Here is a 25,621-nt window from a genome sequence, read left to right on the forward strand (position 1 = left end):
GGCAGCCACTTTGGCCAGAAGCCAATGCGCATCAAGCGCAAGCCATGCGCAAGATTGTGTGTCGAATGCGGATATGGCCGTCTGTTGAAATGAGCGGAGCCACGCCTATTTGCCGTTGATGCATCAGGGCAGCCCTCGCGGTTGACTTGGCCAAAGCCTTCCGATTTACACCGGGTCAGCAAAAATTCCCGACAGCGCGGACCATTTCCCCATGCTTGAAAAGACCTACGACGCCAAGACCGTCGAGCCGAAGATCGCCAAAATCTGGGAAGAGGCGGATGCCTTCCGTGCCGGTGCCGGCGCGGAGGAGGGGGCCGAGGCGTTCACGATCGTCATCCCGCCACCCAACGTTACCGGCTCGCTGCATATGGGCCACGCGCTCAACAACACGCTGCAGGACATCCTTGTGCGCTTCGAGCGCATGCGCGGGAAGAACGTGCTGTGGCAGCCAGGCATGGACCATGCCGGCATCGCCACGCAGATGGTGGTCGAGCGCCAGCTGATGGAGAAGCAAATCCATCGCCGCGACCTGACGCGCGAGGAGTTCATCGAAAAAGTGTGGGAGTGGAAGGCCGAATCCGGTGGCGCGATCTTCAACCAGCTGAAGCGGCTCGGCGCTTCGGCCGACTGGTCGCGTGAGCGCTTCACCATGGATGAAGGCCTGTCCAAGGCCGTGCTCGAAGTGTTCGTCACGCTCTACAAGGAAGGGTTGATATACAAGGACAAGCGCCTTGTGAACTGGGATCCTAAACTGCTGACCGCGATCTCCGACCTGGAGGTCGAGCAGCAGGAGGTCAACGGCAATCTCTGGCACTTTCGCTATCCCATTGAAGGTGAGGTGTTCGATCCGGAGAACCCCAATACCTTCATCACCGTGGCGACGACGCGCCCGGAAACGATGCTGGGCGATACGGCTGTCGCCGTGCATCCGGACGACGAGCGTTTCCGGCATCTGGTCGGCAAGAACCTTGTCCTGCCCATCGTCGGCCGCAAGATTCCGGTGGTTGCGGATGAGTATTCCGATCCGGAAAAGGGTTCGGGCGCCGTCAAGATCACGCCGGCGCATGATTTCAACGACTTCGAGGTCGGCAAGCGCCACAAGCTGCCGGCGATCAACATCCTCACCATAGAGGCGGCGATAAACCTCAGGGACAATGAGGATTTCCTGGCCGGCCTCGATGTGACGCCGGAGCGCCAGGCCGTGTGGGATGAACTCAATGGGCTCGACCGTTTCGTCGCGCGCAAGAAGATCGTCGAACTGATGGAAGCCGGTGGCTTCCTCGACAAGATCGAACCGCATCGCCATGCCGTGCCGCACGGTGACCGCGGCGGCGTGCCGATCGAGCCGTTCCTGACCGAGCAGTGGTATGCGAATGCCGCCGAACTGGCCAAGCCGGCGATCGCCTCGGTGCGCGAGGGCCGTACGAATTTCGTGCCGAAGAATTGGGAGAAAACCTATTTCGACTGGATGGAGAACATCCAGCCCTGGTGCATTTCGCGTCAGCTGTGGTGGGGCCATCAGATACCCGCCTGGTACGGGCCAGACGGGCGGGTCTTCGTCGAAAAGACCGAGGAAGAGGCACTGGGCGCGGCGATCGAATATTATCTGGCGCTCGAAGGGCCGTGGAAGGCCTGGGTCGAGGACAAGCTGGAGAACTTCAAGCCGGGCGAAATCCTGACCCGCGACGAGGATGTGCTTGATACCTGGTTCTCGTCGGCGCTGTGGCCGTTCTCCACGCTCGGCTGGCCGGACCAGACTCCGGAGCTGAAGACCTATTACCAGACCGACGTTCTGGTGACGGGCTTCGACATCATCTTCTTCTGGGTCGCCCGCATGATGATGATGGGGCTGCACTTCATGGATGAAGAGCCGTTCCACACCGTCTATGTCCACGCGCTGGTGCGCGACAAGAACGGGCAGAAGATGTCGAAGTCGAAAGGCAACGTCATCGACCCGCTCGATCTCATCGACGAATATGGCGCCGACGCGCTGCGCTTTACCCTGACGGTGATGGCCGCGCAGGGGCGCGACGTGAAACTCGATCCGGCCCGCATCGCCGGCTACCGCAATTTTGGCACCAAGCTTTGGAACGCCACGCGCTTCGCCGAGATGAATGAAGTCGCCCGCAACGACGAGTTCTGGCTGAACGACGCCAAGCTGGCGGTCAACCGCTGGATCCTGACCGAGCTGACGCGCGCCGCGCGCGACATCACCGATGGGATAACGTCCTACCGCTTCAACGAGGCCGCGGGCGCGGCCTACCGCTTCGTCTGGAACCTGTTCTGCGACTGGTACCTGGAGCTGCTGAAGCCGGTGTTCATGGGCACGGACGAGGCCGCCAAGGCGGAAAGCCGGGCATGCGTGGCCTTCGTGCTCGACGAGATCTACAAGCTGCTGCACCCGATGATGCCGTTCATGACGGAAGAACTTTGGGCGCAGACCGCCGGAGAGGGCAAGGAGCGGTCGTCGCTGCTTTGCCACGCGGCTTGGCCGGCACCGGATTTCGAGGACGCGGAGGCGGCTGCCGACATCAACTGGCTGGTCGACCTTGTCTCCGGCATCCGCTCGGTCCGTTCGGAAATGAACGTGCCGCCGGCGGCGATCGCGCCCTTGGTGGTGATCGGCGCCAACGCGGTGACGCGCGAAAGGCTTCAGCGCCAGGATTCGGCGATCAAGCGGCTGGCGCGCGTAGGCGATATCTCGCTGGCCGATGCCGCCCCCAAGGGGGCCGCCCAGATCGTGCTCAACGAGGCGACCATCTGCCTGCCGCTTGGCAGCCTGATCGACCTGACCGCCGAGGCGGCGCGGCTGCAGAAGGAACTGGTCAAGGTGACCGAGGAAATCGCGCGGCTGCACAAGAAGCTCTCCAACGAGAGATTCGTCGCCAGCGCCCCGGAGGAGATCGTGGCGGCCGAGCGTGAAAAACTCGCCGAATATCGCGAGGCGCAGGAAAAGCTTTCGGTGGCCCTGAGTCGGGTGCGCGACGCCGGTTGAGCCAATGCGACTGGCGAGGCACTCAAGCAGCCTCGCCGACCGCGTTTTTGTCTCGAAAAGACACATTCCGTTGCGTTAATATTGACGTAAACGGAAAGTTTCAGCCCCATTGTTGCCATAATGTAACAATGGGGCGTTGCCCCCTTGAAAAGTGCTTATTTTGCACTGTTTTGGTCAGGTTTTCCTCTCTTTTTGGGTCTGTTTGCTTCCAAACGTCGGGTTTTCGACCTCCTGCCGGTGAGCCCCACTTTGTCGAAATTGCGTTCTGGTCACCTGTACGTGTACGCCTCCTGAATTCGTTGTTGCGCCGTTAACCTGAATTGGTTCTAGCTTGCCGCACTAGTATTTCGGGGAGGAATTCCATGGACATTTTGCGTCTGAAAGCACTGCTGGGGGCAGGGTGCGTTTCTTTGACCTTGATCGGTTCGGTGCATGCCGGCGGCTTTTCGCGCGGCACCGCGGACACCGACATCCTTTTTGAAGACGGCAACTTCAATATGCGCACCAGCGTGACGTATGTTGCGCCGACCAGGAAATATTCAGTAAATCCGCTCAATCCGTATTTGATCGGGGTGAATTACTCGGACGCATATGTTGTTCCCTCGTTTGCCGTCAAATTGAAGCTCACGGACAATCTGTCTTGCGCGGGGACGATGACGCAATCCTATGGCGGTGACGCGTCCTGGCCTCAATCGAGCGGCCCACTCGGCAAGCTGAGTGAAAACTTCACCATGTATGAATACGGCGTAACGTGCGGGGTGAAGTACGACCTCAGCAAGGGACGCATCTGGTTTCTTGGCGGCATCTACGACGAAGTCACCGATTACAATCTCGCTGCCGGAGCCGCGCTGGGGTCAAGTTTCGCGCCCATTCATGTCAATCTCAATGACAGCAATGTAGGCTGGCGCGCAGGTGTTGCTTATGAAATCCCGGAGATCGCGCTGCGCGCGCAGCTGATGTATCGCTCCGGCGTCAGCATCAACGCATCCGGGGAAGCCAATACCTTTGCTCCGACGAGCCCGCCGACGCCAATTACCGTTCCCGCGACTGGCGATGCGCAGTTTCCCCAGTCCGTGGAGTTCAAGGCTCAGACCGGCGTTGCTCCAGGCTGGCTCGCCTACGGCAGCGTGAAATGGACGAACTGGTCGGTCACCAAGCAGCTCAACCTGCAGGTCCCGCTGATTGGTCTCAATAGCGGCAATGACTATTTCTGGCGCGATGGCTGGACCGTCACCGGGGGCATCGGTCACAAGTTCAACGACTGGCTGTCCGGTACGGTGTTCGCAACCTGGGATCGGGGCGTAAGCACGGGATGGGATCTGACCGGCGCGAGCTATACGCTTGGGACCGGCGTCTCGATGAAGGACAAGATGGGCGGTGAGCTTCGTTTGGGCGTAGCGGCTGTCTACCTCGCGTCCGTGTCCGAAACGCAGTACTCGAATTATCCAGTTGGCGGCGGTAACTTCGCCAATATCAACCGTTCCGTTGACGGCGCCTGGGGCTATGCCTTCTCGGGTGGCTACAGCTTCAAGTGGTAAGCTGTTCGATTTGCTAACAAAAAGGCCGGGCATTGCCCGGCCTTTTTGTTAGCGCGAGCCCTTTGCCCCGGCTCGCCTGGCGCGTGTTCGCGCCTGGCGTTGCAGATAAGCCGCACCTGCGTCACCTCGTACGATTGTGACGTTTCGGCAACACTTTCTGAACAACCCCCGCGCTACAAATTCCGTCACGGAAATCGCCTATTTCCCGCCATAAACCCGGCGCACCTCGAATTGTCTCGGGACACGCGCCAAAAGGCTCGGCGATGGGGTGGGCCGCAACCCTGCGGCAAGGATGAGAATGGACGCCAAAGTCATCTCCAAGGCCAACTTGCCCAGCCGCCATGTGACCGTCGGTCCGGCGCGTGCCCCGCATCGTTCGTACCTCTATGCGATGGGGTTGTCGGCGGCCGAGATCGCGCAGCCGCTGGTTGGCGTCGCCAGTTGCTGGAATGAAGCTGCCCCCTGCAACATCTCCCTGATGCGCCAGGCACAAGTGGTCAAGAAGGGCGTGGCCGCGGCCAACGGCACGCCGCGCGAGTTCTGCACCATCACCGTTACCGACGGTATAGCCATGGGCCACCAGGGCATGAAGTCGTCGCTGGTGTCGCGCGATGTCATCGCCGACTCGGTCGAACTCACCATGCGCGGCCACTGCTACGATGCGCTGGTCGGCCTCGCCGGCTGCGACAAATCCTTGCCGGGCATGATGATGGCCATGGTGCGGCTCAACGTGCCGTCGATCTTCATCTATGGCGGCTCGATCCTGCCCGGCAGCTATCGTGGTCGCCAGATCACCGTGCAGGATGTGTTCGAGGCGGTCGGCCAACACTCGGTCGGCACCATCGGCGATGCCGAACTGCTCGAAATCGAGCAGGCCGCCTGTCCTTCGGCGGGTTCATGCGGCGCCCAGTTCACCGCCAACACCATGGCCACGGTGGCGGAAGCGATCGGGCTGGCCTTGCCCTATTCCTGCGGGGCCCCGGCTCCCTATGAGATGCGCGACCGCTTCAATTTTGCCTCCGGCGAAAAGATCATGGAGCTGATTGCCCGCAACATCCGTCCTCGTGACATCGTCACGCTGAAGGCGCTGGAAAATGCGGCGACCGTGGTTTCCGCCACCGGCGGGTCCACCAACGCGGCACTGCACCTGCCGGCGATCGCGCATGAGGCCGGCATAAAGTTCGATCTGTTCGACGTCGCGAGGATTTTCGAGAAGACGCCCTACATCGCCGACCTCAAGCCCGGCGGCAAATATGTCGCCAAGGATATGTTCGAGGCCGGCGGCATTCCGCTGCTGATGAAGACCTTGCTCGACCATGGCTATCTGCATGGAGATTGCCTGACGGTGACTGGCCGTACTTTGGCCGAAAATATGGAACACGTTGCCTGGAATGAAGATCAGGACGTGGTCCGTCCCGCCAACCGGCCCATCACAAAAACTGGCGGCGTCGTGGGCTTGAAGGGAAACCTTGCCCCCGAAGGTGCGATTGTGAAGGTCGCAGGCATGGCGGAGCTGAAATTCTCAGGCCCGGCCCGTTGCTTCGATTCGGAAGAGGAATGTTTCGAGGCTGTGACAAACCGCAACTACAAGGAAGGCGAAGTGCTCGTCATCCGCTACGAGGGGCCGCGCGGCGGCCCAGGCATGCGCGAGATGCTGTCAACGACAGCGGCTCTCTATGGCCAGGGCATGGGCGGCAAGGTGGCGTTGATCACAGACGGGCGCTTCTCGGGTGCTACACGTGGTTTCTGTATTGGCCATGTCGGCCCCGAAGCTGCCGTGGGCGGCCCGATCGGGCTGCTCAAGGATGGCGACATGATCGCGATCGACGCCGTGAACGGCACGATCGAAGTCGCGTTGTCCCAAACTGAACTGGAGACGAGGGCAAGGACATGGACGCCGCGCACGACCGACTATCAGTCGGGCGCGATCTGGAAATATGCACAGACCGTAGGGCCCGCGCGCGACGGCGCGGTCACCCATCCGGGCGGTGCGAAAGAAACACACTGCTATGCGGACATCTGAGTTGTTGAGGTCGTCTGTCCTTTCGGCGCTGGTCGCGATTGCGATCTTTGGCGCCGTGGGCCAGGCTTTGGCCTTCGACGACAAGGTGTTCGACGACAAGACCGGCGTGAAGCCGCAGTCCAGCCCATGGGCCGTGTTCCAATTCGGATTCTCCGCCTACAAGAACGGTCATAAGGATCAGGCCGTAGAGGCCTATAAATACGCGGCCGAAAACGGCCAGATCGGCGCCACCTGGAAGCTTGCCCGCATGTATGCCGAGGGCGACGGTGTGCAGCGCGACGATTACGCGGCATTCAAGTTCTTCTCGGAGATCGTCGATCAGGACGTCGAGCCCGGTTCGCCTGAGGAAAGCTACGTCTCCGACGCGCTCGTGGCGCTCGGCGACTATCTGCGCAAGGGCATCCCGGGCAGCCCAGTCACGGAAAACGAGGTGGCGGCGCAAGAATATTACATGCGCGCCGCAGCCAACTACCGCAATCCGAACGCGCAGTTCGAGATGGGGCAGATGTTCCTGAAGGGCGAGGGCGGGGTGAAGGCCAGCGTGAAGCAGGCCGGCCGCTGGTTCCAGCTCGCTGCTGAGAAAGGCCATGCCGGAGCCCAGGCGACGCTTGGCAATCTGCTGTTCCAGAGCGGCAAGATCGTGCGCGGGCTGGCGATGATGACGGCGGCACTCGAACGCGCTTCGCCGGCCGATCAGCCATGGATTCGCGGCATGCAGGAAGAGGCTTTCGCTGCTGCGGGCGAGGCTGACCGCCGCACCGCGATTTCACTGGCCGATGATATCCTCACAAAAGGCGGTGGTGAGGCTGGCGGCGACGGCGGCGGCGACCAGTAGCCGACTGCCAGTAGCCGAGTGATCGTGCGCCGCGTGCTGGTTCCAGAGTCTCGATAGAATCAGTTTGCCGTCGGCTCTGCCGGCGCGGCTTTTGGCGGGGGTGTCGAGAGAGGCGCGGTCGGATGCGGCGTGGGCGCGTCGCCTGGGCAATTGTCCGCCACCTTCGTCCACGACGAATTGTTGAGGACTTTGTCGCATCGGGCGAGGTGGCTTTCACCGGCGAGTGTGAGGCAGACGGACTGGCCGAGCTGGAATGACTTGCCGTTGGCCAGGCATTCCGGGGCGGCGAGCGCCGCGGCTGTCGCCGCGATTATCGATCCCATGGCAATCGGGCAAACAAGAAGTCGCAATGTCACTGGCAGCGTCCGTCCCAGCATCAGGATCTCCGATCAAACGCGCGATTGTGGCGAGATGTGGATCCGGTCGGCGGATAGGTTTGACCGGCCCATCTGTCAGGCGGGCCGCAGCGCGAGCTCTATTGCCACTGGAACGTGGTCGGACGGCTTCTCCCAGGCCCGGACATGCTTTTCGATGGAGGCCGATGAAAACCTGTTGGCGGCCTCCGGCGACAACAGCAGATGGTCGATGCGGATACCGTTGTTCTTCTGCCAGGCGCCGGCCTGATAGTCCCAGAACGTGTAGGTTTCCGGCGCGTCGGTGACCGCGCGAACCGCTTCAGTGAAGCCAAGGTTGAGCAACCGGCGGAAGGCCTGCCGCGTCCGCGGCTGGAACAGCGCATCGCCCAGCCAGTTCTCGGGAAAGCGGGCATCTATCGGTTCGGGAATGACGTTGTAGTCGCCGGCCAGCACCAGAGCTTCTTCGAGCCGAAGCCGCTCCTCGGCCCAGCGTTCCAGCCGCGCCATCCACGAGAGCTTGTAGGGAAACTTCTTCTCGTCATCGATCGGATTGCCGTTCGGCAGATAGAGCGAAACGACGCGCAGCGCGCCCTTGTCGGTGGAGAAGACGCCTTCGATGAAACGGGCCTGCTCGTCGGCGTCGTCGCCGGGCAGACCCCGATTGACCTCATCGAAGCGCAGCTTCGACAGAATGGCGACGCCATTGAAACCCTTCTGGCCATGGGTTTCGACATTGTAACCAAGCGCCTCGATCTCGGCGCGCGGGAACTGCTCGTCGACGGACTTGATCTCCTGCAGGCAGACGATGTCGGGTGCGCTTTCGGTCAACCAGTGGGTCAAATTGCCGATGCGGGCGCGGACGCCGTTGATGTTCCAGGTGACGATTTTCATGACGGCCTCGATGCTACTGCGGCGGATGGCGCTCGACGAGGCCGATCGTATTGCCTGCCGGGTCCTTTAGGAAGGCCATCCACTCGCTTTCCCCTGCCGGTCCGAACAGGCCCTCGGTGTCGCGATGAACCAGCGCCGGCGGAGCGGTGAAAGGGACCCCCGCCGCCTTGGCGTGGGCGTGAAAATCATCGAGGCCGGCAATGTCGAGATAGACGGTTCCGGCCGGGATGCCATCGGTGAACAGCAGCCGCACGCCGCCAGCCATGATGAAGGCGATGCCTGGCGGATCGAAACGGGCATGCGGGCCCAGCCCCAAGACATCGCGCCAGAAGGCAAGCGTGGTGTCGAGATCGCGCCCGGCCGAAAGCGCGATCTGCCGGACCGCGCCTATGGCAGGCATTTCTAGATGGAGAAGCTGGTGCCGCAGCCGCAGGACGCGACCGCATTCGGGTTCCGGATCTGGAATGACTGGCCCATCAGGTCATCGACGAAATCGATGACCGAGCCGCCCATATAGACCAGGGACAGGTCGTCGATCAGCACCGTGGCGCCATCCTTTTCGATGGCGACGTCGTCGTCGTTGCGGCCATCCACCAGATCGAACTTGTAGGAAAAGCCCGAACAGCCACCGCCCTCTACGGAAACGCGCAGCGCCGTTTTGCCCGCTTCGCCAGACACAATCTTGGCGATCCGCTTGGCAGCGGCCTCGGTCATATCGACTTTCATGGCGGTCTTTGCATCCGCGCCCATAGGCGTCACCTTGCTTTCGGTTTCACATGATAGGTATGAAGCGCGAGGGGCCAAGTCAACTGCAACCAAGTCAACTGCATCACGTCAACCTGCGGCATCGACCATGACCAACGAATTGGGCGACATCGGTTTCGGCTACCGGCCGCGCGCTTTATACGCCTGCGATCCGGCGAAGTCGCGCGGGCGATTGTTCGACGAAGTCGAGAGCCCGACACGCACGCCGTTCCAGCGCGACCGCGACCGCATCATCCATTCGACGGCGTTCCGCCGGCTGAAGCACAAGACCCAAGTGTTCGTCGCGCATGAAGGCGATCATTACCGCACCCGGCTGACGCATTCGATAGAGGTGGCGCAAATCGCGCGGGCGCTCGCGCGTGCATTGCGCGGCGACGAGGATCTCGCCGAGGCGGTGGCGCTGGTTCATGATTTCGGCCACACGCCGTTCGGCCATACCGGCGAGGATGCCCTGAACGAGAAGATGACTGCCTGGGGCGGCTTCGACCACAACGCGCAGTCGCTGCGCGTGGTGACGCGGCTGGAGCGGCGCTACGCGGAGTTTGATGGCCTGAACCTGACCTGGGAGACCCTGGAAGGGTTGGTCAAGCACAATGGTCCGCTGGTGGACGCCACCGGAAAGGGCCTGAAAGGGCCGGTGCCGCAGGCGATTCGCGACTATTCCGAGCTACATGACCTCGAACTCGACCGATTCGCGGGCATCGAGGCGCAGTGCGCGGCGATCGCCGATGACATCGCCTACAACACCCACGACATCGACGATGGCCTCAGGGCGGGGCTGCTGACGCTGGACATGCTGGAGACGGTCTCACTGCCGGGGACAATCCTGGCGGGTGTTCGCGCACGCTATCCGGTGCTCGACGACGTGCGCACCGGTCATGAGCTCATGCGGCGGCAGATCACGATGATGGTCGAGGACGTGATCAAGTCGACCACCGCCAATCTCGAGCGCATAAAGCCCGGCAGCGCCGAAGCGGTGAGGGCGGCTGGCGAGACGATGGTCGCCTTTTCCGCCGAAATGGCTGCCATGGAGAAGGAACTGAAGGCCTTTCTCTACAAGCACCTATACCGGCACAAGGATGTCATGCGCGTGCGCGGCGACGCGGATCGGATCGTCAAGGACCTGTTCGATGTCTATTTCGCCGATCCGCGCGCCATGCCGGATGGTTGGCGCGAGGGGCTCGACCGGGCCGACAATCGCATCAAGGCACGCAGCGTGGCTGATTTCCTGGCGGGCATGACCGACACCTACGCGCTCAAGGAACATCGGCGTTTGTTTGACCATACGCCGGATTTGAGCTAGGGCGGGCTCGATTTTGCCGGTCAACGGGCCGGATTCCCTGCAAAAACCGCCAGAGCCACACCCATGAACATCTTCGCCGATTTCAACGCGCGAATCATAAAAGCTGTAGAAGCGCTCGATCTCAAGGACCGCGACGGCGTCACTCCGGACCTGTCCCGCATTGCCGTAGAGCCGCCGCGCGACGCCACCCATGGCGATCTGGCGACCAATGCGGCGATGGTCCTGGCCAAGCCGACCGGGCAGAACCCGCGGGCGCTGGCCGAGAAGCTGGCGGAGTCGCTGCGCGCCGACAGGGACATTGCGGGCGCTGAAGTCGCCGGCCCTGGCTTCGTCAATCTGAGGCTGAAGGATGGCTTCTGGCAGGCACATCTGACCGCGCTTCTCGGCGAAGGCCGCAGCTATGGCCGCTCGACCGTCGGCGGCGGCAAGAGGGCCAATGTTGAATATGTCTCGGCCAATCCGACCGGGCCGATGCATGTCGGCCATTGCCGTGGCGCCGTCGTGGGGGACGCGCTCGCCAACATCATGATGTTCGCCGGCTACGACGTGACAAAGGAATACGTCATCAATGACGCCGGTTCACAGATCGACGTTCTCGGACGCTCGGCGATGCTGCGCTATCGCGAGGCGCTGGGCGAGGACATCGGCGAGATACCAGCCGGGCTCTATCCGGGGGACTATCTGGTTCCTGTTGGCGAGGCGCTGGTCAAGGAGTTTGGCCGCAAGCTGCTGCAGATGCCTGAAGACGAGGCGCTTGCCATCGTCAAGGACCGGACAATCGATGCGATGATGGCGATGATCCGCGAGGATCTGGCGCTGCTCAACGTGCACCATGATGTGTTCTTCTCGGAGCGCACGCTGCACGCCGACAATGCCAGGAAGATACGCTCGGCGATCAACGACCTGACGCTGAAGGGCCATATTTACAAGGGCAAGCTGCCTCCGCCCAAGGGCGAGAAGCCGGACGACTGGGAGGATCGCGAACAGACCCTGTTCCGCTCGACGGCGGTCGGCGACGACATGGACAGGGCACTGGTCAAGTCCGACGGCTCCTTCACGTATTTCGCTGCCGACGTCGCGTACCTCAAGGACAAGGTCGATCGCGGTTTCGTCAACCTCATCTATGTGCTCGGCGCGGACCATGGCGGATACGTCAAGCGGCTGGAGGCGTTGGCGCGGGCGATTGCGGGCGACGATGTCAAGCTGACAGTGCTGCTGTGCAATCTGGTCAAGCTGTTTCGCGAGGGCGAACCGGTCCGCATGTCGAAGCGGTCCGGTGATTTCGTGACGCTGCGCGAAGTGGTGGAGGAGGTCGGCCGTGACCCGATCCGCTTCATGATGCTCTATCGCAAGAACGACGCGCCGCTCGATTTTGACTTCGCCAAGGTGACGGAGCAGTCGAAGGACAATCCGGTGTTCTATGTGCAGTACGCCTCGGCGCGCTGCCATTCCGTGTTCCGGCAGGCGAGCGAACAACTGGGCGAGGCCAATTTCGACCGCACTAGCTTGGCGTCGGCCTCCGGTTTGCTGACCGATGAAGGTGAGATCGGCCTGATCCGCAAGCTTGCGGAATATCCGCGACTGATCGAGTCCGCGGCACTTGCACTCGAGCCGCATCGACTGGCATTTTACCTGTACGATCTGGCCTCCAGCTTCCATGGACACTGGAATCGCGGCACTGATAATCCGGACTTACGGTTTGTTAAGGTTAACGACCGACAATTGACGCATGCCAGACTAGGGCTGGTGCAGGCTGTCTCGGACGTGTTGACGTCCGGCCTGACGCTGATCGGAGCCGCCGCGCCCACCGAAATGCGTTAGGTTTGACTAAAAAACCTGTCACCTTTTGCCCACATTGCGCTGGTATGGGCCAACCCTACGCGACGTCCATGGCGTCCGAATGAGTGCGAGTTCGGGAACAATAATGGCAGACAGAACCCAGCTGAGAGCAGCCGACCATAACGACATCGCCGACGATGATCCGTTCGCTGAACTGACGAGGATCATGGGGTTCGACCCGCGCCAGCCGGTCAAGCCGCAGGCGTCGGTGCAGCCGCTGGCTGCCGTCGACCACCGAACGGACGAGGCGGATTTCGATATCGACCTCGAAAAGGAGTTGATGGGCGAGTTCGAGGCTGGCGACAACGATGCCGGTTCCGTGGTCCGTCTTCATGAGCCGACGTTCGAAACAGTTGCCGCCGACACGGTGGACGACGATCTTGCCATGTCGCTCGACGAAGACTTTCACCTGGATGCGGCGGATATCGCCAATCATGGTGCCGGTCACGCGGCTTATGGCTCGGTTCAAGCCCCCGAGCCGGTCGTCGAGGCTGCATTCGACGACGATTTCGACAATGCCGTTGCCAGTTCGCTCTCGGACGTGTCGCCCTTCGAGGACGACCAGCCGATGCAAGACGAGCTTGCCGCATCGTTCGAGCGGAATTTCCAGCTCGACAGCAATGCCGTCGACCATGCCGGACACTTTGCGCATGCCGCGCCGGCGATCGAGCCGGCGTTCGATCATGATTTCGACAGCGCCGTGGCCAACTCGCTCGAAGACGAACTGATGTTCGACGATTCCTTGTCGGCGCAGGACCATCATGGCGCGGCCGAGACGGAATACCGGGCTTCAGGGCATGTCGACGCATATCAGCCGCAGACGACCTCCGACGAGGATTTCGCGGTTCATTTCGACGATGCCATGACCGATGTTGGCGCGGCTGATGTTGACATCGATTTCCACCAGCCTGCCGATCGATCGACCGCGATGGTCGGGGAACTGGATGCGCATCACGTTCATGCCCATGACGTGCATGCCATTGCCACACACGACGAGACCGCCGGCCTGGCCTCGACAGACGCCTTCGACCACGATTTCGATCTGAATTTCGACGATGCGCTCGTCGAGGAAGCCCATGAGCCGTCGATTCGGGCGGCGGCCCCGGCGGTCGAGCCGCCTGTAGCCATCCCTGCCGCGCTCGCGGTGCAGTCCGTGCGGGCTCCCGTTGCGGACGAACGCAGCCTTGAAGACGAGTTGAATGCGCTGCTGGGCGCCATGAGCGCGCGGACAGCGCCGGTGGCGTTCAAGGAACCCGCCGCGATTCAGCAGCCCTTCGTTCAGCAGCCCGTCGCGGTGGCCGAAGCTTCGGCGGAGGAACCGATGGATCTCATCGGAGATCTCGATTGGGAAATCGACGATCACGCCGCGTCGCAGTCGTCGCACCATCAGGCGGCTCAGCCTGTCGCCGCCGATCTCGACGATCTTCTGCTGGATGAGCTCCAGAGACATGATCCTGAGGATGTCGCCGGCAATGTCGATTTCGACGATGACGCCTTCGACGCCGCCTTTGCCAAAAGCATCGGCCTTGGCGATGAAAAGGCTGATGACAAGACGGCGAACGCTTCGCGGCCTGTTTCGCGTGACGATAGGGTGGATTCGCTGAATTGGTCGGCTGATCGCGCCACGCCGACCGAGCCGTCCCGCTCATGGAGCCGTGTGACGCCGGTTGCGCAGCCAACCATGGCGCCTGTTGCCGCGCCACTCGCCTCCGTTGCAGCGGTGGCCGCCGCTCCAGCGATAATGGTTGCGTCCGCGTATCGGCCCGAGCCGGCCAGGACCGAGCCAGTGAGGAGCGAGCCGGTTTATACCGCGCCGGCACCCGTCCAGCACGAACAGCCCGCAAGATACGACGAAATGCCCGATGTCGAGACGGTCGACGTGCCGGAGCGCGTGGTGGCGCTGGCTGATGACCTCGACATTCCAGAGCTGCATTTCGAAGAGGATGAGCCGGCGTCTAGCACCTTTGACGACCTCGACTCGGAGTTCGCCAGCCTGCTCACCGAAATGAACACGATGGAAGTGCCTGCCGCCGCGCCTGCGCGCGGCGCGGCCTATGACGATGAATCCTACAGCGCGGGGTTCAAGCCGGGGTACGAGCAGACGCCGCAGTCCTATGCACAAACCAAGCCGGGCTATGAACAGTCCAGGCCGGCCTACGGCCAGGATCGTGTCGAGGCGCGCACCTATACGGCGCGGCCCGCGGAAATGCCGGCGGCAGGTGCCGCGGCATCCTACGCCGATGCGGCGGGCTTCGACGTGAATGAACTGCCTGGCAGCCAGCCGGTGTCGCAGGCCGATGATTTCACAGTGGACGAACTGGACTACGATCCGGAGCTGGACGAGGCGATGGCGGTTCCGGGCCTCGCGGCCCAGGAGAACGCCAGGCAGCCCCGCCGTCGGGGCCTGCTCATCGCGGCGATCGTCGGTGGCGTCGCGATCGCTGGCGGCCTTGGTGCCTTTGCGCTGTCGTTCGGCGGCAAGGGCAGCGGCGGCGCGCCGGTAATCGTCAAGGCCGACAACGCGCCGATCAAGGTCAAGCCGGAGAATCCGGGCGGCACGGTCGTGCCGAACCAGGACAACAAGGTGTACGACGCGGTGCTCAAGGGTGCGAAGCCCGCCGAGCAGGTCCAGCAAAAGCTTGTGACAAACACCGAGGAGCCGGTGGATGTGGCGGCCAAGGACCAGCAGACCCGCGTGGTCGATCTTTCTCCTGACCAGACCGATGCCGCACCGGGTACGGATGCGGCTGGTAATCCTGACACGGCGGCCACGCCGGCACCGAAGTCGGAAGACCGCATCGCCCAGGTCCTGCAGGACTCCGACAAGGGTGCGAATCCCGGTTCCGTCGCAGTGGCGCCGCGCAAGGTGAGGACCATGGTGGTCAAGAGTGACGGTTCGCTGGTCGCCCGCGAGGATCCGGCGCCGGCGGCACCACAGGTCGCCGCAGCCGAACCGACCGATCCCGCGCCGCAGCATGTCGCTCCGGCCGCCCAGGACGACAGCCAGGCGACCGGTGCCGTACCGCTTGCGACCCAGACAAATGCGGATCAGGAAAAGCCTGCTTCGGCCCTCAAGCCGGTGGCTGCGCCCAAGGCTGAAGCAAAGGCCCAGTCGGCGAACACGCCGGCCAAGGTTCCTGTCGCGCCGCAGCGTCCTTCGGACCAGCCGGTCGACGTGGTCGGCGAGGTCAAGCCTGACCAGGTCGCTTCGATCGATCCGACGGCCGCGGCCGCTGCAGGCGGTTCGTGGTCGATCCAGATCGCGTCGCAGCCGACGGTGGAGAGCGCGCAATCCACCTATCAGGACCTTCAGCGCCGCTACGGCAGCGTGCTTGCCGGCCGCACGGCCAACATCGTCAAGGCCGAGATCGCCGGGAAGGGCACCTTCTACCGCGTGCGGGTTCCCACGCAGTCGCGCAATGACGCGATCAACCTGTGCACCAGCTACAAGGCCGCGGGCGGTAACTGCTTCGTCTCGCGCTGAGCGCTTCAACCCAGTTTGCGCCAAACCGGCGCTGTCCCAGACAGCGCCGGTTTTTTGTTGAAAGGCCTCTATCTGGCCGGCACGATTCCCTTTGTCCGCGCGAAGCTCTAGACTTGTCGACATGACCGAATCAAAAGCCATGATCCTCGGCTGCGGCGGAAAATCGCTGACGCGCGATGAAATCCGCTTCTACCGCAATGAATGTCCCTGGGGCTTCATCCTGTTTGCCCGCAACATCAGCGAGACCGAGCAGGTCAGCGACCTCGTGGAGTCTATGCGCGACTGCATCGGCCGCCCGGATGCGCTGGTATTCGTCGACCAGGAGGGTGGCCGGGTGCAGCGCCTGCGGCCGCCGATGGCGCCGAACTATCCGTCGGGCGCGGCACTTGGCGCGCTCTGGCGGGACGACCACGATGTCGGCGTCCGTGCCGCTTGGCTGATGGCGCGGCTCTTTGCCTTTGACCTGCTGCGCTACGGCATTACCGCGGACTGCCTTCCGGTACTCGATGTGCCGATCGATGGGGCAAGCGACGTGATCGGCGCGCGCGCCTACGGCAAGGAGCCTCGCGCCGTGATCGAATTGGGCCGCGCGCTGGCGGAAGGGCTCATGTCCGGCGGCGTGGTGCCTGTCATGAAGCACATTCCGGGGCATGGCAGGGCCTTGGCCGACACGCATCTGGAGCTTCCGACCGTCAATGCTTCGATGAGCGATTTGCAGCGGCACGATTTCGCCCCGTTCAGGGAGCTCAATCACCTGCCCATGGCGATGACCGCGCATGTGATCTACAGCGCCATCGACCCCAAGAATCCCGCGACCACCTCCGGCAAGCTGATCGACGAGATCATCCGTCGCGAAATCGGTTTCGACGGCCTGCTGGTCAGCGACGACACCTCGATGAAGGCACTTTCTGGGGATTTCCCGACAAAGGCGGCCTCGATCCTTGCAGCGGGCTGCGATCTGGTCCTTCACTGCAACGGCGTTTTTGAGGAAATGGTCGGCATTGCGTCACGCACCAAGGGCCTCGAGGGAACGTCGCTGCATCGCGCCGATCGGGCGCTGACCTATATTAAGAATCGCGATCGCGCGGAAGAAGCCGAGATACGGGCGGAATTCGCCACCTACTTCGAAGCGGTGGCCTAACGAGAAGGCAACGGGCAGTGGCGGAAGCATTGGAAAGCAAGCCCGCAAAGGCCGCACCGATGGACCGTCTGTGGGCCGAGAACGACGATGCACGCGTAACCGGCGATCCTTCGCTGGTTGTCGACGTGGCAGGCTTCGAAGGGCCGCTCGACCTTCTCCTGCATCTTGCCCGCACCCAGAAGGTCGACCTGTCGCGCATTTCGATCCTGGCGCTGGTGGAGCAGTATCTGACCTTCGTCGAGACGGCGAGGGCGCTGAGGCTGGAGCTCGCCGCCGATTACCTGGTGATGGCGGCCTGGCTCGCCTTCCTCAAATCGAAACTGCTGATCCCCAAGCAACCCGGTGAGGACGGCGAGAGCGGCGAGGAACTGGCCGCTGTCCTGCAGTTCCGGCTGAAGCGGCTCGAAGCCATGCGCGACGCGTCGGCGCGCCTGGTCAACCGCAACCGGCTTGGCCGCGATGTGTTCGCGCGCGGCATGCCGGAAATGGTCATCGTCGAAAAGCGCAACGCCTATTCGGCCTCGCTCTACGATTTGCTGACTGCCTATGCGCAGCAGCGGCAGAAGCAGGCGATCACCAATGTGACCATTGCCAGGCGCGGTGTCTGGTCGCTGAAGGACGCACGCGATATCCTGACCCGGATGGTCGGCACGCTGACCGACTGGACGGCGCTCGACAGTTTCCTGATCCGGTACCTGACCAGTCCGGAAGAACGGCGCACCGCGATCGCGAGTTCGTTCGCGGCCTCCTTGGAACTGGTACGCGACGGCAGTATGGATTTGCGGCAGGATGGGGCTTTCGCCCCGATCTATCTGCGCGGTCGTGCCCAGGCAATCAAGGCAGTCGAGGTGGCATCATGAGCGAACGCGCCAACGCGTCGGTCATTCCCTTCAAGGTCGATGAGCAGACCGAGGAAGAGACATTGGCCCAGAATGCCCAGCAGAATCCGGCAGAGCGGCTGCATCTCGCCGAAGCGGTACGCATGGCCGAAGCGATCGTTTTCGCCAGCGCCCAGCCGGTCAGTGAAAAGCAGCTCGCCGCGCGGCTTCCCGACGGCATCAATGTCGCCGTGGCCATGGCTGAACTGCAGCAGATCTATGCGCGGCGCGGCGTAAACCTGGTGCGTGTCGGCGATGCCTGGGCCTTCCGCACGGCCGGTGATCTCGCTTTCCTGATGAGCCGCGACACGGTGCAGCAGAGAAAGCTTTCGCGCGCGGCGCTCGAAGTGCTGGCGATCATTGCCTACCACCAGCCGGTGACGCGTGCCGAGATCGAGGACATACGCGGCGTGGAAACCTCGAAGGGGACGCTCGATACGTTGCTGGAGACCGAGTGGGTGCGCATGCGCGGAAGGCGCCGCACGCCTGGCCGTCCGGTAACCTACGGCACCACCGACAGCTTCCTCGATCACTTCGCCCTGGAAGAAATCCGTGATCTTCCCGGCATGGAGGAATTGAAGGGCGCCGGCCTTTTGTCAGGCCGGATGCCGTCGAACTTCTCCATCCCGGTGCCGCCGGCCGATCCGGATGCGCTGACCGATGACGAGGATGCGCTGACCGACATCGATCTCGAGGAACTTGGCCTGCTGACGCCACGCGTCACGGAAGATTGAGCGCTGCCCCACGCAGGGCCGCCCGTGGGCGGGGCTGCGCCGATTCGTAGCGGGTCACCTGCGAGGAAAGTGCGTGACATCCGTCACTCATTCATAAACTTTGTCGCAGTTGTGTTTGAATCCCAACGTGAAAACGCATAGATCAGCGTCAGGGAAAACATTCGAGAGAGAATTGCTATGGGTTCATTTTCAATTTGGCACTGGATGATCGTGCTGGTCATCGTGCTCCTGGTGTTCGGCCGCGGCAAGATTCCGGAGCTTATGGGCGACATGGCCAAGGGCATCAAGAGCTTCAAGAAGGGCATGGCGGACGACGACGTTGCCGAAGACAAGCGCACCGTCGAGCATCGCGCTGACGAGACCGTTTCGGCAGTCAAGGAAAAGGCCAGCAAGAGCTGAGTCCAGAACCTAGTCGGAACAGGTAGCCATGTTTGACGTCGGCTGGAGCGAAATGCTGGTGATCGCGGTCGTTATGATCGTGGTCGTCGGGCCAAAGGACCTGCCCAACATGCTGCGCACCTTCGGCCGCACGACGGCGAAGCTACGCGCCATGGCGGCCGACTTCCAGAGGCAGTTCAATGACGCCTTGAAGGAAGCCGAACTCGACGACATCAAGAAGTCGGTCGACGAGTTGAGAGGCCTCAGTCCGGTCTCCGAGATCAAGAAGCAGCTCAATCCGTTCGAGCAGGCGGCGGCCGATGTGCGTTCCGGCGTGGACAACATGATGAAGCCGAAGCCGGCGCCGGATCCCTCCGCACCGGCTGCTTCGTCGGCGCAGGCCTCCGAGCCGTTGAAGAACGGTTCAACGGCGATGCCGGGCGTCAACGGACCGGAGACGTCGCCGACAGCGCCGATTTTCCCCGCGATGACCGATGAGTCCGTAGTCTCGGCGGCGCCTGTCGAACAGCCGGCCGCGCCCCGGAAGGCGCCGGCAAAGGCGGCCAGGGCCAAGCCAGTGGAAGCCAAGCCAGTAGTAGCTGAGCCGGTAGACAAGACCGCGGTCAAGGCTTCCAAGGCGGCGACACCAGCGAAAACGATTGCCGCGAAGGCCGCGCCTGCACCGAAAGGGCTTGCGGAGCCAAAGCCGGCCGCGGTGAAGGCCGTTAAGACGACCGCCACCAAGGCCGTCGCGGCGAAGACACCGGTGACGAAGGCTGAACCGAAATCCGCGGCGGCGAAGAAGCCGGCCGCGACTGGCAAGAAGACGGCGGGGGCCGCCAAGTGAGTGTTTCGGACAAGGAAAGGGAAGAGATCGACAAGTCGTCGGCTCCCCTCATAGAACATCTGGTCGAGTTGCGGCGCCGCTTGATATGGTCGCTCGGGGGCTTCTTCGTCGCCTTCCTCGTCTGCTTCTTCTTCGCCAAGAAGCTCTTCAACCTGCTGGTGGTGCCTTTCAAGTGGGCGACCAAGTGGGCAGGGCTCGATCCGCACAAGGTTGAGCTGATCTATACCGCGCCCCAGGAATTCTTTTTCACGCAGGTCAAGCTCGCCATGTTCGGCGGCATGGTCATCGCCTTTCCGCTGATCGCCACGCAAATCTACAAATTCATCGCGCCGGGCCTCTACAAGAACGAGCGCAACGCCTTCCTGCCATTCCTGATCGCTTCACCGGTCCTGTTCCTGATGGGCGCGTCGCTGGTCTATTTCTTCTTCACGCCGATGGTGATGTGGTTCTTCCTCGCCATGCAGCAGACCGGCACCGACGATCAGGTGCAGATTTCGCTGCTGCCGAAGGTGTCGGAATATCTCAGCCTGATCATGACGCTGATCTTCTCCTTCGGCCTGGTGTTCCAGCTGCCGGTGGTGACCAGCCTGATGACGCGCGTCGGCATGCTGTCATCCAAGGCGCTGGCCGAAAAGCGCAAATGGGCGATTGTCATCGCCTTCATCGTTGCCGCCGTGCTGACGCCTCCGGATCCGATGAGCCAGATTGGCCTCGCCATTCCGACTATCCTTCTCTACGAGGTCTCGATCTGGGCCGCCCGGTGGATCGAGCGGGACCAGGAAAAGCAACGGCTGGCGCGTGAGAAGCAGGACGCCGAGGAAGTTGCGGCGGACAAGGGGCCGGACGAGCCACCGACGCCGGCCGCTTCGTAACAACGATGTCATGATTGCCCTCTCACAGGGCATTCGAGGCGAGCTGACAGGTTCTGTTGCTCGTCTCGAAGGGTCGTTGCGCCCGGAAAAAGCCAGTGGCCGCCGACCGCTCATCTTGCATAGATCAATGATGCGGTTTACGCCCTCTGGCTGAAGCGCAGCGCTCTCAAAGCGATGCGTTTCAGTTTTGTTTCGAGCGTGTCGTTTCCCCAAAACCGCAGCGCATTTTTGGGCGACACGCTACCGCAGGAGCGTTCAGATCATGCTTGATATCAAATGGATTCGCGACAACCCGAAGACCCTGGTCGAGGCGCTGGTCAAGCGGTCGTGGTCCGGTGCTGACGCGCAGTCCGCGGTGGATGATCTGATCGCCCGGGACGAGGCGCGGCGCGAACATGTCACAGAGTTGCAGATCAAGCAGGAGCGCCGCAACGCCGCCTCGAAGGAGATCGGCAATGCGATGCGCTCGGGCGATGCCGCACTGGCCGAAAAGCTCAAGGCCGAGGTCGGCGAGATCAAGGCATTCATCCAGAACGGCGAGGCGCGGGAACGCGAACTCGACAAGGCGCTGAACGACGCGCTGGCGGTGTTGCCCAATGTGCCGCTCGATGACGTGCCGGTCGGCAAGGACGAGCATGACAATGTCGTCAAGCGCATCGTCGGCGAGGTGCCGACGCGCCCGAACTGGGTAAAGGAGCATTTCGAAGTCGGCGAAGCGCTGGGCATGATGGATTTCGAGCGGGCAGCGAAGCTCTCGGGTTCGCGCTTCACGGTGCTGAAGAGCGGGCTTGCGCGAATGGAACGCGCGCTCGGCCAGTTCATGCTCGACCTGCACACGACCGAACACGGCTACGAGGAAATCCAGCCGCCGCTGATGGTGCGCGACGAGGTTCTTTTCGGCACCAATCAATTGCCGAAATTCGAGGAGGATCTTTTCTTCACGCCGCATGGCGACGGCAGGCTTGGCCTCATTCCCACCGCCGAGGTGCCGCTCACCAATCTGGTGCGTGAGGAAATCACGGCGCATGAAAAGCTGCCGCTGCGCTATACCGCGCTAACGCCATGCTTCCGTTCCGAAGCGGGGTCGGCAGGGCGCGACACGCGCGGCATGCTGCGCCAGCACCAGTTCTACAAGGTGGAACTGGTGTCGATCACCGACCAGGAGTCCTCTCTTGCCGAGCATGACCGGATGACCGCTTGCGCAGAGGAAGTGCTGAAGCGGCTCGGCCTGCCGTTCCGCACCATGGTGCTGTGCACAGGCGACATGGGTTTTGGCGCGCGCAAGACGCATGACATCGAGGTGTGGCTGCCTGGCCAGAACGCCTACCGCGAAATCTCGTCCTGCTCTGTCTGCGGCGATTTCCAGGCGCGGCGCATGGACGCCCGCTACAAGGACAAGGACGGCAAGGGCAACCGCTTCGTCCATACGCTCAACGGTTCGGGCACCGCTGTTGGCCGTGCTCTCATTGCTGTCATCGAAAATTATCAGAATGAAGACGGCAGCGTAACCATTCCTGAAGCGCTGCGGCCTTACATGGGTGGTCTGGAAAAGATCGAAGCGAAATAATGCGCATTCTTCTGACCAATGACGACGGCATCCATGCCGAGGGCCTCGCGTCGCTCGAACGCATCGCCCGCACGCTGTCCGACGATGTCTGGGTCGTGGCGCCCGAGCAGGACCAGTCCGGCTATGCGCATTCGCTATCGATCTCGGAGCCGCTTCGGCTGAGGAAGATCGGCGAGAAGCACTTTGCCGTGCGGGGAACGCCGACCGACTGCGTGATCATGGGCGTGAAGAAGATCCTGCCGGGAGTGCCCGACCTGATCCTGTCGGGCGTCAATTCCGGCGCCAACATCGCCGATGACGTCACCTATTCTGGTACCGTTGCCGGCGCCATGGAAGGCGCTCTGCTCGGCGTGCGCTCGATCGCGCTCAGCCAGGCCTACAGCTATGTCGGCGAGGATCGCGTCGTTCCCTACGAGACCACCGAGGCTCTGGCGCCGGCGCTGCTGAAAAAGCTGGTTGCGATGCCGCTGCCGGATGGCGTGCTGCTCAACGTCAACTTTCCCAATTGCCTGGCCGAGGAGGTCGTGGGCACTGTCGTCACCTCTCAGGGCAAGCTTGTCCACAGCCTGTGGGTCGATGAGCGCCGCGACGGGCGCGGGTTGCCTTACTATTGGTTGCGCTTCGGCCGGGAACCTGTCGAGGGCAAGACCGGCACCGACCTCCACGCCATGCGCAACCGGCTGGTGTCGGTCACGCCGCTGCAGCTTGACCTGACTGCCCATGAGATCCGCGATCAACTGACCAAGGCGCTCGCATGAACACAATGGACGACCGCGAAGGTTTCGCCGCTTTCCTGCTGCGCTTGCGCGGCAGGGGGACCGTACCGAAGGCGCTGATTGCCGCTTTCGAGGCGACGCCACGCCGCGGTTTCCTTGCCGTACAGTACCACCCGATCGCGTGGTCGGACCGGATGCTGCCCATCGAATGCGGCGAGGCGATCGAGGGCGCCGACATGCAGGCGGCGGTCATAGCTGCTCTGAGCATAGAGCCAAGCAACCGCGTGCTCGAGATCGGGACCGGCTCCGGCTACACGGCGGCGGTCATGTCGCGGCTCGCGGCGCGAGTCGTCACCATCGATCGCTACAAGACGCTCACCGAGCAGGCCAGGCAGCGCTTCGAGGCTCTTGGCATCGGCAATGTCATTGCCCGCCAGGCCGATGGATCCGGCGGACTGGCCAATGAAGGCCCGTTCGATCGCATCGTTGCCTGGGCCGCTTTCGACAGCCTGCCGCGCTTCCTGCTCGACCAGTTGTCAAGTGGTGGCGTCGTCATCGCGCCGATCGGACCGGAGGAGGGCGAGCAGGTGCTTGCCAAGCTCACCAAGGTGGGCAGCCGTTTTGAACGCGAGGATATCGGCCTCGTGCGTCTGCAGCCGATCCTGCGCAGCCTCGCCGCTGTAATCTGAACTCTCCTGTCGCATCCCGATCCTTGCGAAGGCTGGGTGGCAGCCATCGCAGGTATGGGTATGCGCCGAAGCGGCCGAAAATTGGCTGCAAATAGTTTTAAGAAAAATTTCGTCGGATTCTACAGGCTTAACCGGCCAGTAACATTAACGCGCTTTAATCATGCACAGGTTGGTACAGAGTATGTGCGGGTTAGTGCGATGCAACTCAGTGTTTTGAAGGCAAACGGTCGCAATCTGGCGAGGGGCTGCGCTGTCTTGATGATTGCCGGTGCGGCGGCGGGGTGCAGTTCCCAGGCGTCGCGGTTCAATGGCGTCGACGACGTCTTTACCTCCTCGACCAACAATCAGCGCAACATCATCAACAAGCAGGATAACAGCCAGCCCTATCCAGGCGATGTTTCTGCTGCTCCGGTAGATGCCGCGCCCACGCAGTCGGTGGCCCGGTCCAGTCTGGATCCGGTTTCGTCGCGCCCCTTGCCACCGCCCACCTCGCCAAATCCGGCGCGTACCGCATCGACCCCGGTTGCCGTGCCTCCGGCGCCGCGTCTCGACAAGACGGCGACTGGCACCGTCGCTCCGGCAGCCAGGCCGTTCAAGGATGCGCAGCCTGATGCTCCGCGAGTGGCGACTGCCGCCAGTGCGCCGCACGCAACCGAAATCATTGTCAGGGACGGCGAGACCATCTCCGGTCTGGCAAGGCACTACAACGTGCCCGCGGATGCGATTATCAAGGTCAACGGGCTGAATGCGGCCAAGGGGTTGAGGACCGGCCAGAAGATCGTCATTCCGGCCTACGCCTATTCGAGCAAGGATGCGCCGAAGATTGCCGACGCCAAGCCCGCGAATGGCAAGCACGACCAGCCGGTCAATGCACCTGAGAAAGTGGCCGTGCTGCCGCAGCAGCCAAAGCTGAAGGAAGGCAAGTCCGCCGCGCAGGTGGATGCGTCCGCCGCCGCGAACCAGCCGAAGAACGGCAAGGCGCCGCAGGTGGCCTCGGCCGCTCCGAAGGGTGCTGGTGGAAGCTACACCGTGCAGCAGGGTGATACGCTGGCGGCAATCGCCCGCAAGACCGGTGTCGGTGTCGTCGCGCTGAAGAACGCAAATGGCATGAAGGATGGCGCGCTTAAGATCGGCCAGACCCTGAAAGTGCCGGCTGGCGGAAATGCCGCCGTCGCCAGCGCCAAGCCGGCTGCTGTCGATCCGGTGACGACCGCCACCACCGCGCCCGCCGCGAAGACCACCGAAACGCTGGCGTCCTACACGCCGCCGAAGAAGGATGCGAAGGTCATCGCGGCGGCCGAGGACGATGACGTCGTCGCGCCGAACGCCACCGGCATCAGCAAGATGCGCTGGCCCGTTCGTGGCCGCGTCATCTCCAGCTTCGGCGGCGGCAAGGACGGCGTCGACATCGCCGTGCCGGAGGGAACGCCGGTCAAGGCGGCCGAGAACGGCGTCGTCATCTACGCTGGCGACGGGCTCAAGGAATTCGGCAATACGGTGCTGGTGCGCCACGAGAATGGTCTGGTCACGGTCTACGGCCACACCAGCTCGATCGAGGTCCAGCGCGGCCAGAAGGTCAAGCGCGGCCAGGAAATCGCCCTTTCCGGCATGAGCGGCTCGACCGACTCGCCTAAACTGCACTTCGAAGTGCGCAAGAACTCGGCCCCGGTCGATCCGTCGGGCTATCTCGAATAGAAGAAAAAAAGCATTTGCGGGCCGTCTGACCTCCAGTCCGGCCTGCCGGCTCAGCCCGCTCCGCAAGGGGCGGGC

21 protein-coding genes are annotated in these 25,621 nt (G+C 62.6%); 17 read left to right on the top strand and 4 right to left on the bottom strand.

Features of this window, described 5'->3' with window-relative positions:
* Positions 1-211: 211 nt before the first annotated feature.
* The 4 genes from ACO07C_RS02615 (at position 212) to ACO07C_RS02630 (ending at position 7,391) form a co-directional block, all read left to right on the top strand.
* A complete protein-coding gene (locus ACO07C_RS02615) occupies positions 212-2,995 on the top strand; it encodes a valine--tRNA ligase (protein WP_421912673.1) in 2,784 nt (927 codons plus the stop codon).
* A gap of 362 nt (positions 2,996-3,357) precedes the next feature.
* Positions 3,358-4,533, top strand: coding sequence for an OmpP1/FadL family transporter (locus ACO07C_RS02620; protein ID WP_421912674.1), 1,176 nt, complete (start codon positions 3,358-3,360; stop codon positions 4,531-4,533).
* 298 nt (positions 4,534-4,831) lie between these two features.
* Entirely contained in the window at positions 4,832-6,556 is a 1,725-nt protein-coding gene (ilvD, locus tag ACO07C_RS02625; RefSeq protein WP_421912675.1) for a dihydroxy-acid dehydratase, read from the top strand.
* Positions 6,543-7,391 carry a tetratricopeptide repeat protein gene (locus tag ACO07C_RS02630; protein WP_421912676.1) on the top strand — a complete coding sequence of 283 codons (849 nt, stop codon included), beginning with the start codon at positions 6,543-6,545 and terminating at the stop codon, positions 7,389-7,391. Before ilvD ends, ACO07C_RS02630 begins: the two co-directional genes overlap by 14 nt.
* Positions 7,392-7,450: 59 nt before the next feature.
* Here the strand turns inward: ACO07C_RS02630 and ACO07C_RS02635 are convergent, their stop codons facing one another.
* The 4 genes from ACO07C_RS02635 to erpA form a co-directional block, all read right to left on the bottom strand.
* A complete protein-coding gene (locus tag ACO07C_RS02635) occupies positions 7,451-7,768 on the bottom strand; it encodes a hypothetical protein (RefSeq protein ID WP_421912677.1) in 318 nt (105 codons plus the stop codon).
* Between the two features lie 75 nt (positions 7,769-7,843).
* Positions 7,844-8,638 carry an exodeoxyribonuclease III gene (gene xth, locus ACO07C_RS02640; protein ID WP_421912678.1) on the bottom strand — a complete coding sequence of 265 codons (795 nt, stop codon included), beginning with the start codon at positions 8,636-8,638 and terminating at the stop codon, positions 7,844-7,846.
* 13 nt (positions 8,639-8,651) lie between these two features.
* Positions 8,652-9,038 carry a VOC family protein gene (locus ACO07C_RS02645; RefSeq protein WP_421912679.1) on the bottom strand — a complete coding sequence of 129 codons (387 nt, stop codon included), beginning with the start codon at positions 9,036-9,038 and terminating at the stop codon, positions 8,652-8,654.
* 2 nt (positions 9,039-9,040) lie between these two features.
* A complete protein-coding gene (gene erpA / locus ACO07C_RS02650; RefSeq protein ID WP_421912680.1) occupies positions 9,041-9,388 on the bottom strand; it encodes an iron-sulfur cluster insertion protein ErpA in 348 nt (115 codons plus the stop codon).
* 103 nt (positions 9,389-9,491) lie between these two features.
* Between erpA and ACO07C_RS02655 the strand changes: the two genes are divergently transcribed.
* The 13 genes from ACO07C_RS02655 to ACO07C_RS02715 all read left to right on the top strand — a co-directional run bounded on the left by ACO07C_RS02655 (position 9,492) and on the right by ACO07C_RS02715 (position 25,546).
* Positions 9,492-10,706 (top strand): deoxyguanosinetriphosphate triphosphohydrolase, encoded by a 1,215-nt coding sequence (locus ACO07C_RS02655; protein ID WP_421912681.1) that lies wholly within the window; start codon positions 9,492-9,494, stop codon positions 10,704-10,706.
* A gap of 63 nt (positions 10,707-10,769) precedes the next feature.
* A complete protein-coding gene (gene argS, locus ACO07C_RS02660) occupies positions 10,770-12,527 on the top strand; it encodes an arginine--tRNA ligase (RefSeq protein ID WP_421912682.1) in 1,758 nt (585 codons plus the stop codon).
* 103 nt (positions 12,528-12,630) lie between these two features.
* Entirely contained in the window at positions 12,631-16,029 is a 3,399-nt protein-coding gene (locus ACO07C_RS02665; RefSeq protein WP_421912683.1) for an SPOR domain-containing protein, read from the top strand.
* Between the two features lie 121 nt (positions 16,030-16,150).
* Entirely contained in the window at positions 16,151-17,170 is a 1,020-nt protein-coding gene (gene nagZ, locus ACO07C_RS02670; protein WP_421912684.1) for a beta-N-acetylhexosaminidase, read from the top strand.
* A 59-nt stretch (positions 17,171-17,229) separates the two neighbouring features.
* Positions 17,230-18,030, top strand: coding sequence for a segregation and condensation protein A (locus tag ACO07C_RS02675; RefSeq protein ID WP_421912685.1), 801 nt, complete (start codon positions 17,230-17,232; stop codon positions 18,028-18,030).
* Positions 18,027-18,782, top strand: a complete 756-nt coding sequence (scpB, locus tag ACO07C_RS02680) for an SMC-Scp complex subunit ScpB (protein ID WP_421912686.1) — start codon at positions 18,027-18,029, stop codon at positions 18,780-18,782. Before ACO07C_RS02675 ends, scpB begins: the two co-directional genes overlap by 4 nt.
* A gap of 177 nt (positions 18,783-18,959) precedes the next feature.
* Positions 18,960-19,181, top strand: a complete 222-nt coding sequence (locus ACO07C_RS02685) for a twin-arginine translocase TatA/TatE family subunit (RefSeq protein ID WP_013895102.1) — start codon at positions 18,960-18,962, stop codon at positions 19,179-19,181.
* A gap of 28 nt (positions 19,182-19,209) precedes the next feature.
* Complete coding sequence (gene tatB / locus ACO07C_RS02690; protein ID WP_421912687.1) at positions 19,210-20,007, top strand: Sec-independent protein translocase protein TatB; 798 nt, start codon at positions 19,210-19,212, stop codon at positions 20,005-20,007.
* Positions 20,004-20,879 carry a twin-arginine translocase subunit TatC gene (tatC, locus tag ACO07C_RS02695; RefSeq protein WP_421912688.1) on the top strand — a complete coding sequence of 292 codons (876 nt, stop codon included), beginning with the start codon at positions 20,004-20,006 and terminating at the stop codon, positions 20,877-20,879. The genes tatB and tatC overlap by 4 nt, the downstream gene beginning before the upstream one ends.
* Positions 20,880-21,141: 262 nt before the next feature.
* Positions 21,142-22,446: a serine--tRNA ligase gene (gene serS, locus ACO07C_RS02700; RefSeq protein ID WP_421912689.1), complete on the top strand. Its 1,305-nt coding sequence runs from the start codon at positions 21,142-21,144 to the stop codon at positions 22,444-22,446.
* Positions 22,446-23,204 carry a 5'/3'-nucleotidase SurE gene (surE, locus tag ACO07C_RS02705; RefSeq protein WP_421912690.1) on the top strand — a complete coding sequence of 253 codons (759 nt, stop codon included), beginning with the start codon at positions 22,446-22,448 and terminating at the stop codon, positions 23,202-23,204. Before serS ends, surE begins: the two co-directional genes overlap by 1 nt.
* Positions 23,201-23,851 (top strand): protein-L-isoaspartate(D-aspartate) O-methyltransferase, encoded by a 651-nt coding sequence (locus ACO07C_RS02710; protein ID WP_421912691.1) that lies wholly within the window; start codon positions 23,201-23,203, stop codon positions 23,849-23,851. The genes surE and ACO07C_RS02710 overlap by 4 nt, the downstream gene beginning before the upstream one ends.
* A gap of 198 nt (positions 23,852-24,049) precedes the next feature.
* The gene (locus ACO07C_RS02715) at positions 24,050-25,546 is read left to right on the top strand and encodes a peptidoglycan DD-metalloendopeptidase family protein (RefSeq protein WP_421912692.1); all 1,497 of its coding nucleotides are present in this window, start codon (positions 24,050-24,052) and stop codon (positions 25,544-25,546) included.
* Positions 25,547-25,621 lie beyond the last annotated feature (75 nt).

The sequence above is a fragment of the Mesorhizobium sp. genome (assembly GCF_965229135.1).
Lineage (GTDB): Bacteria > Pseudomonadota > Alphaproteobacteria > Rhizobiales > Rhizobiaceae > Mesorhizobium.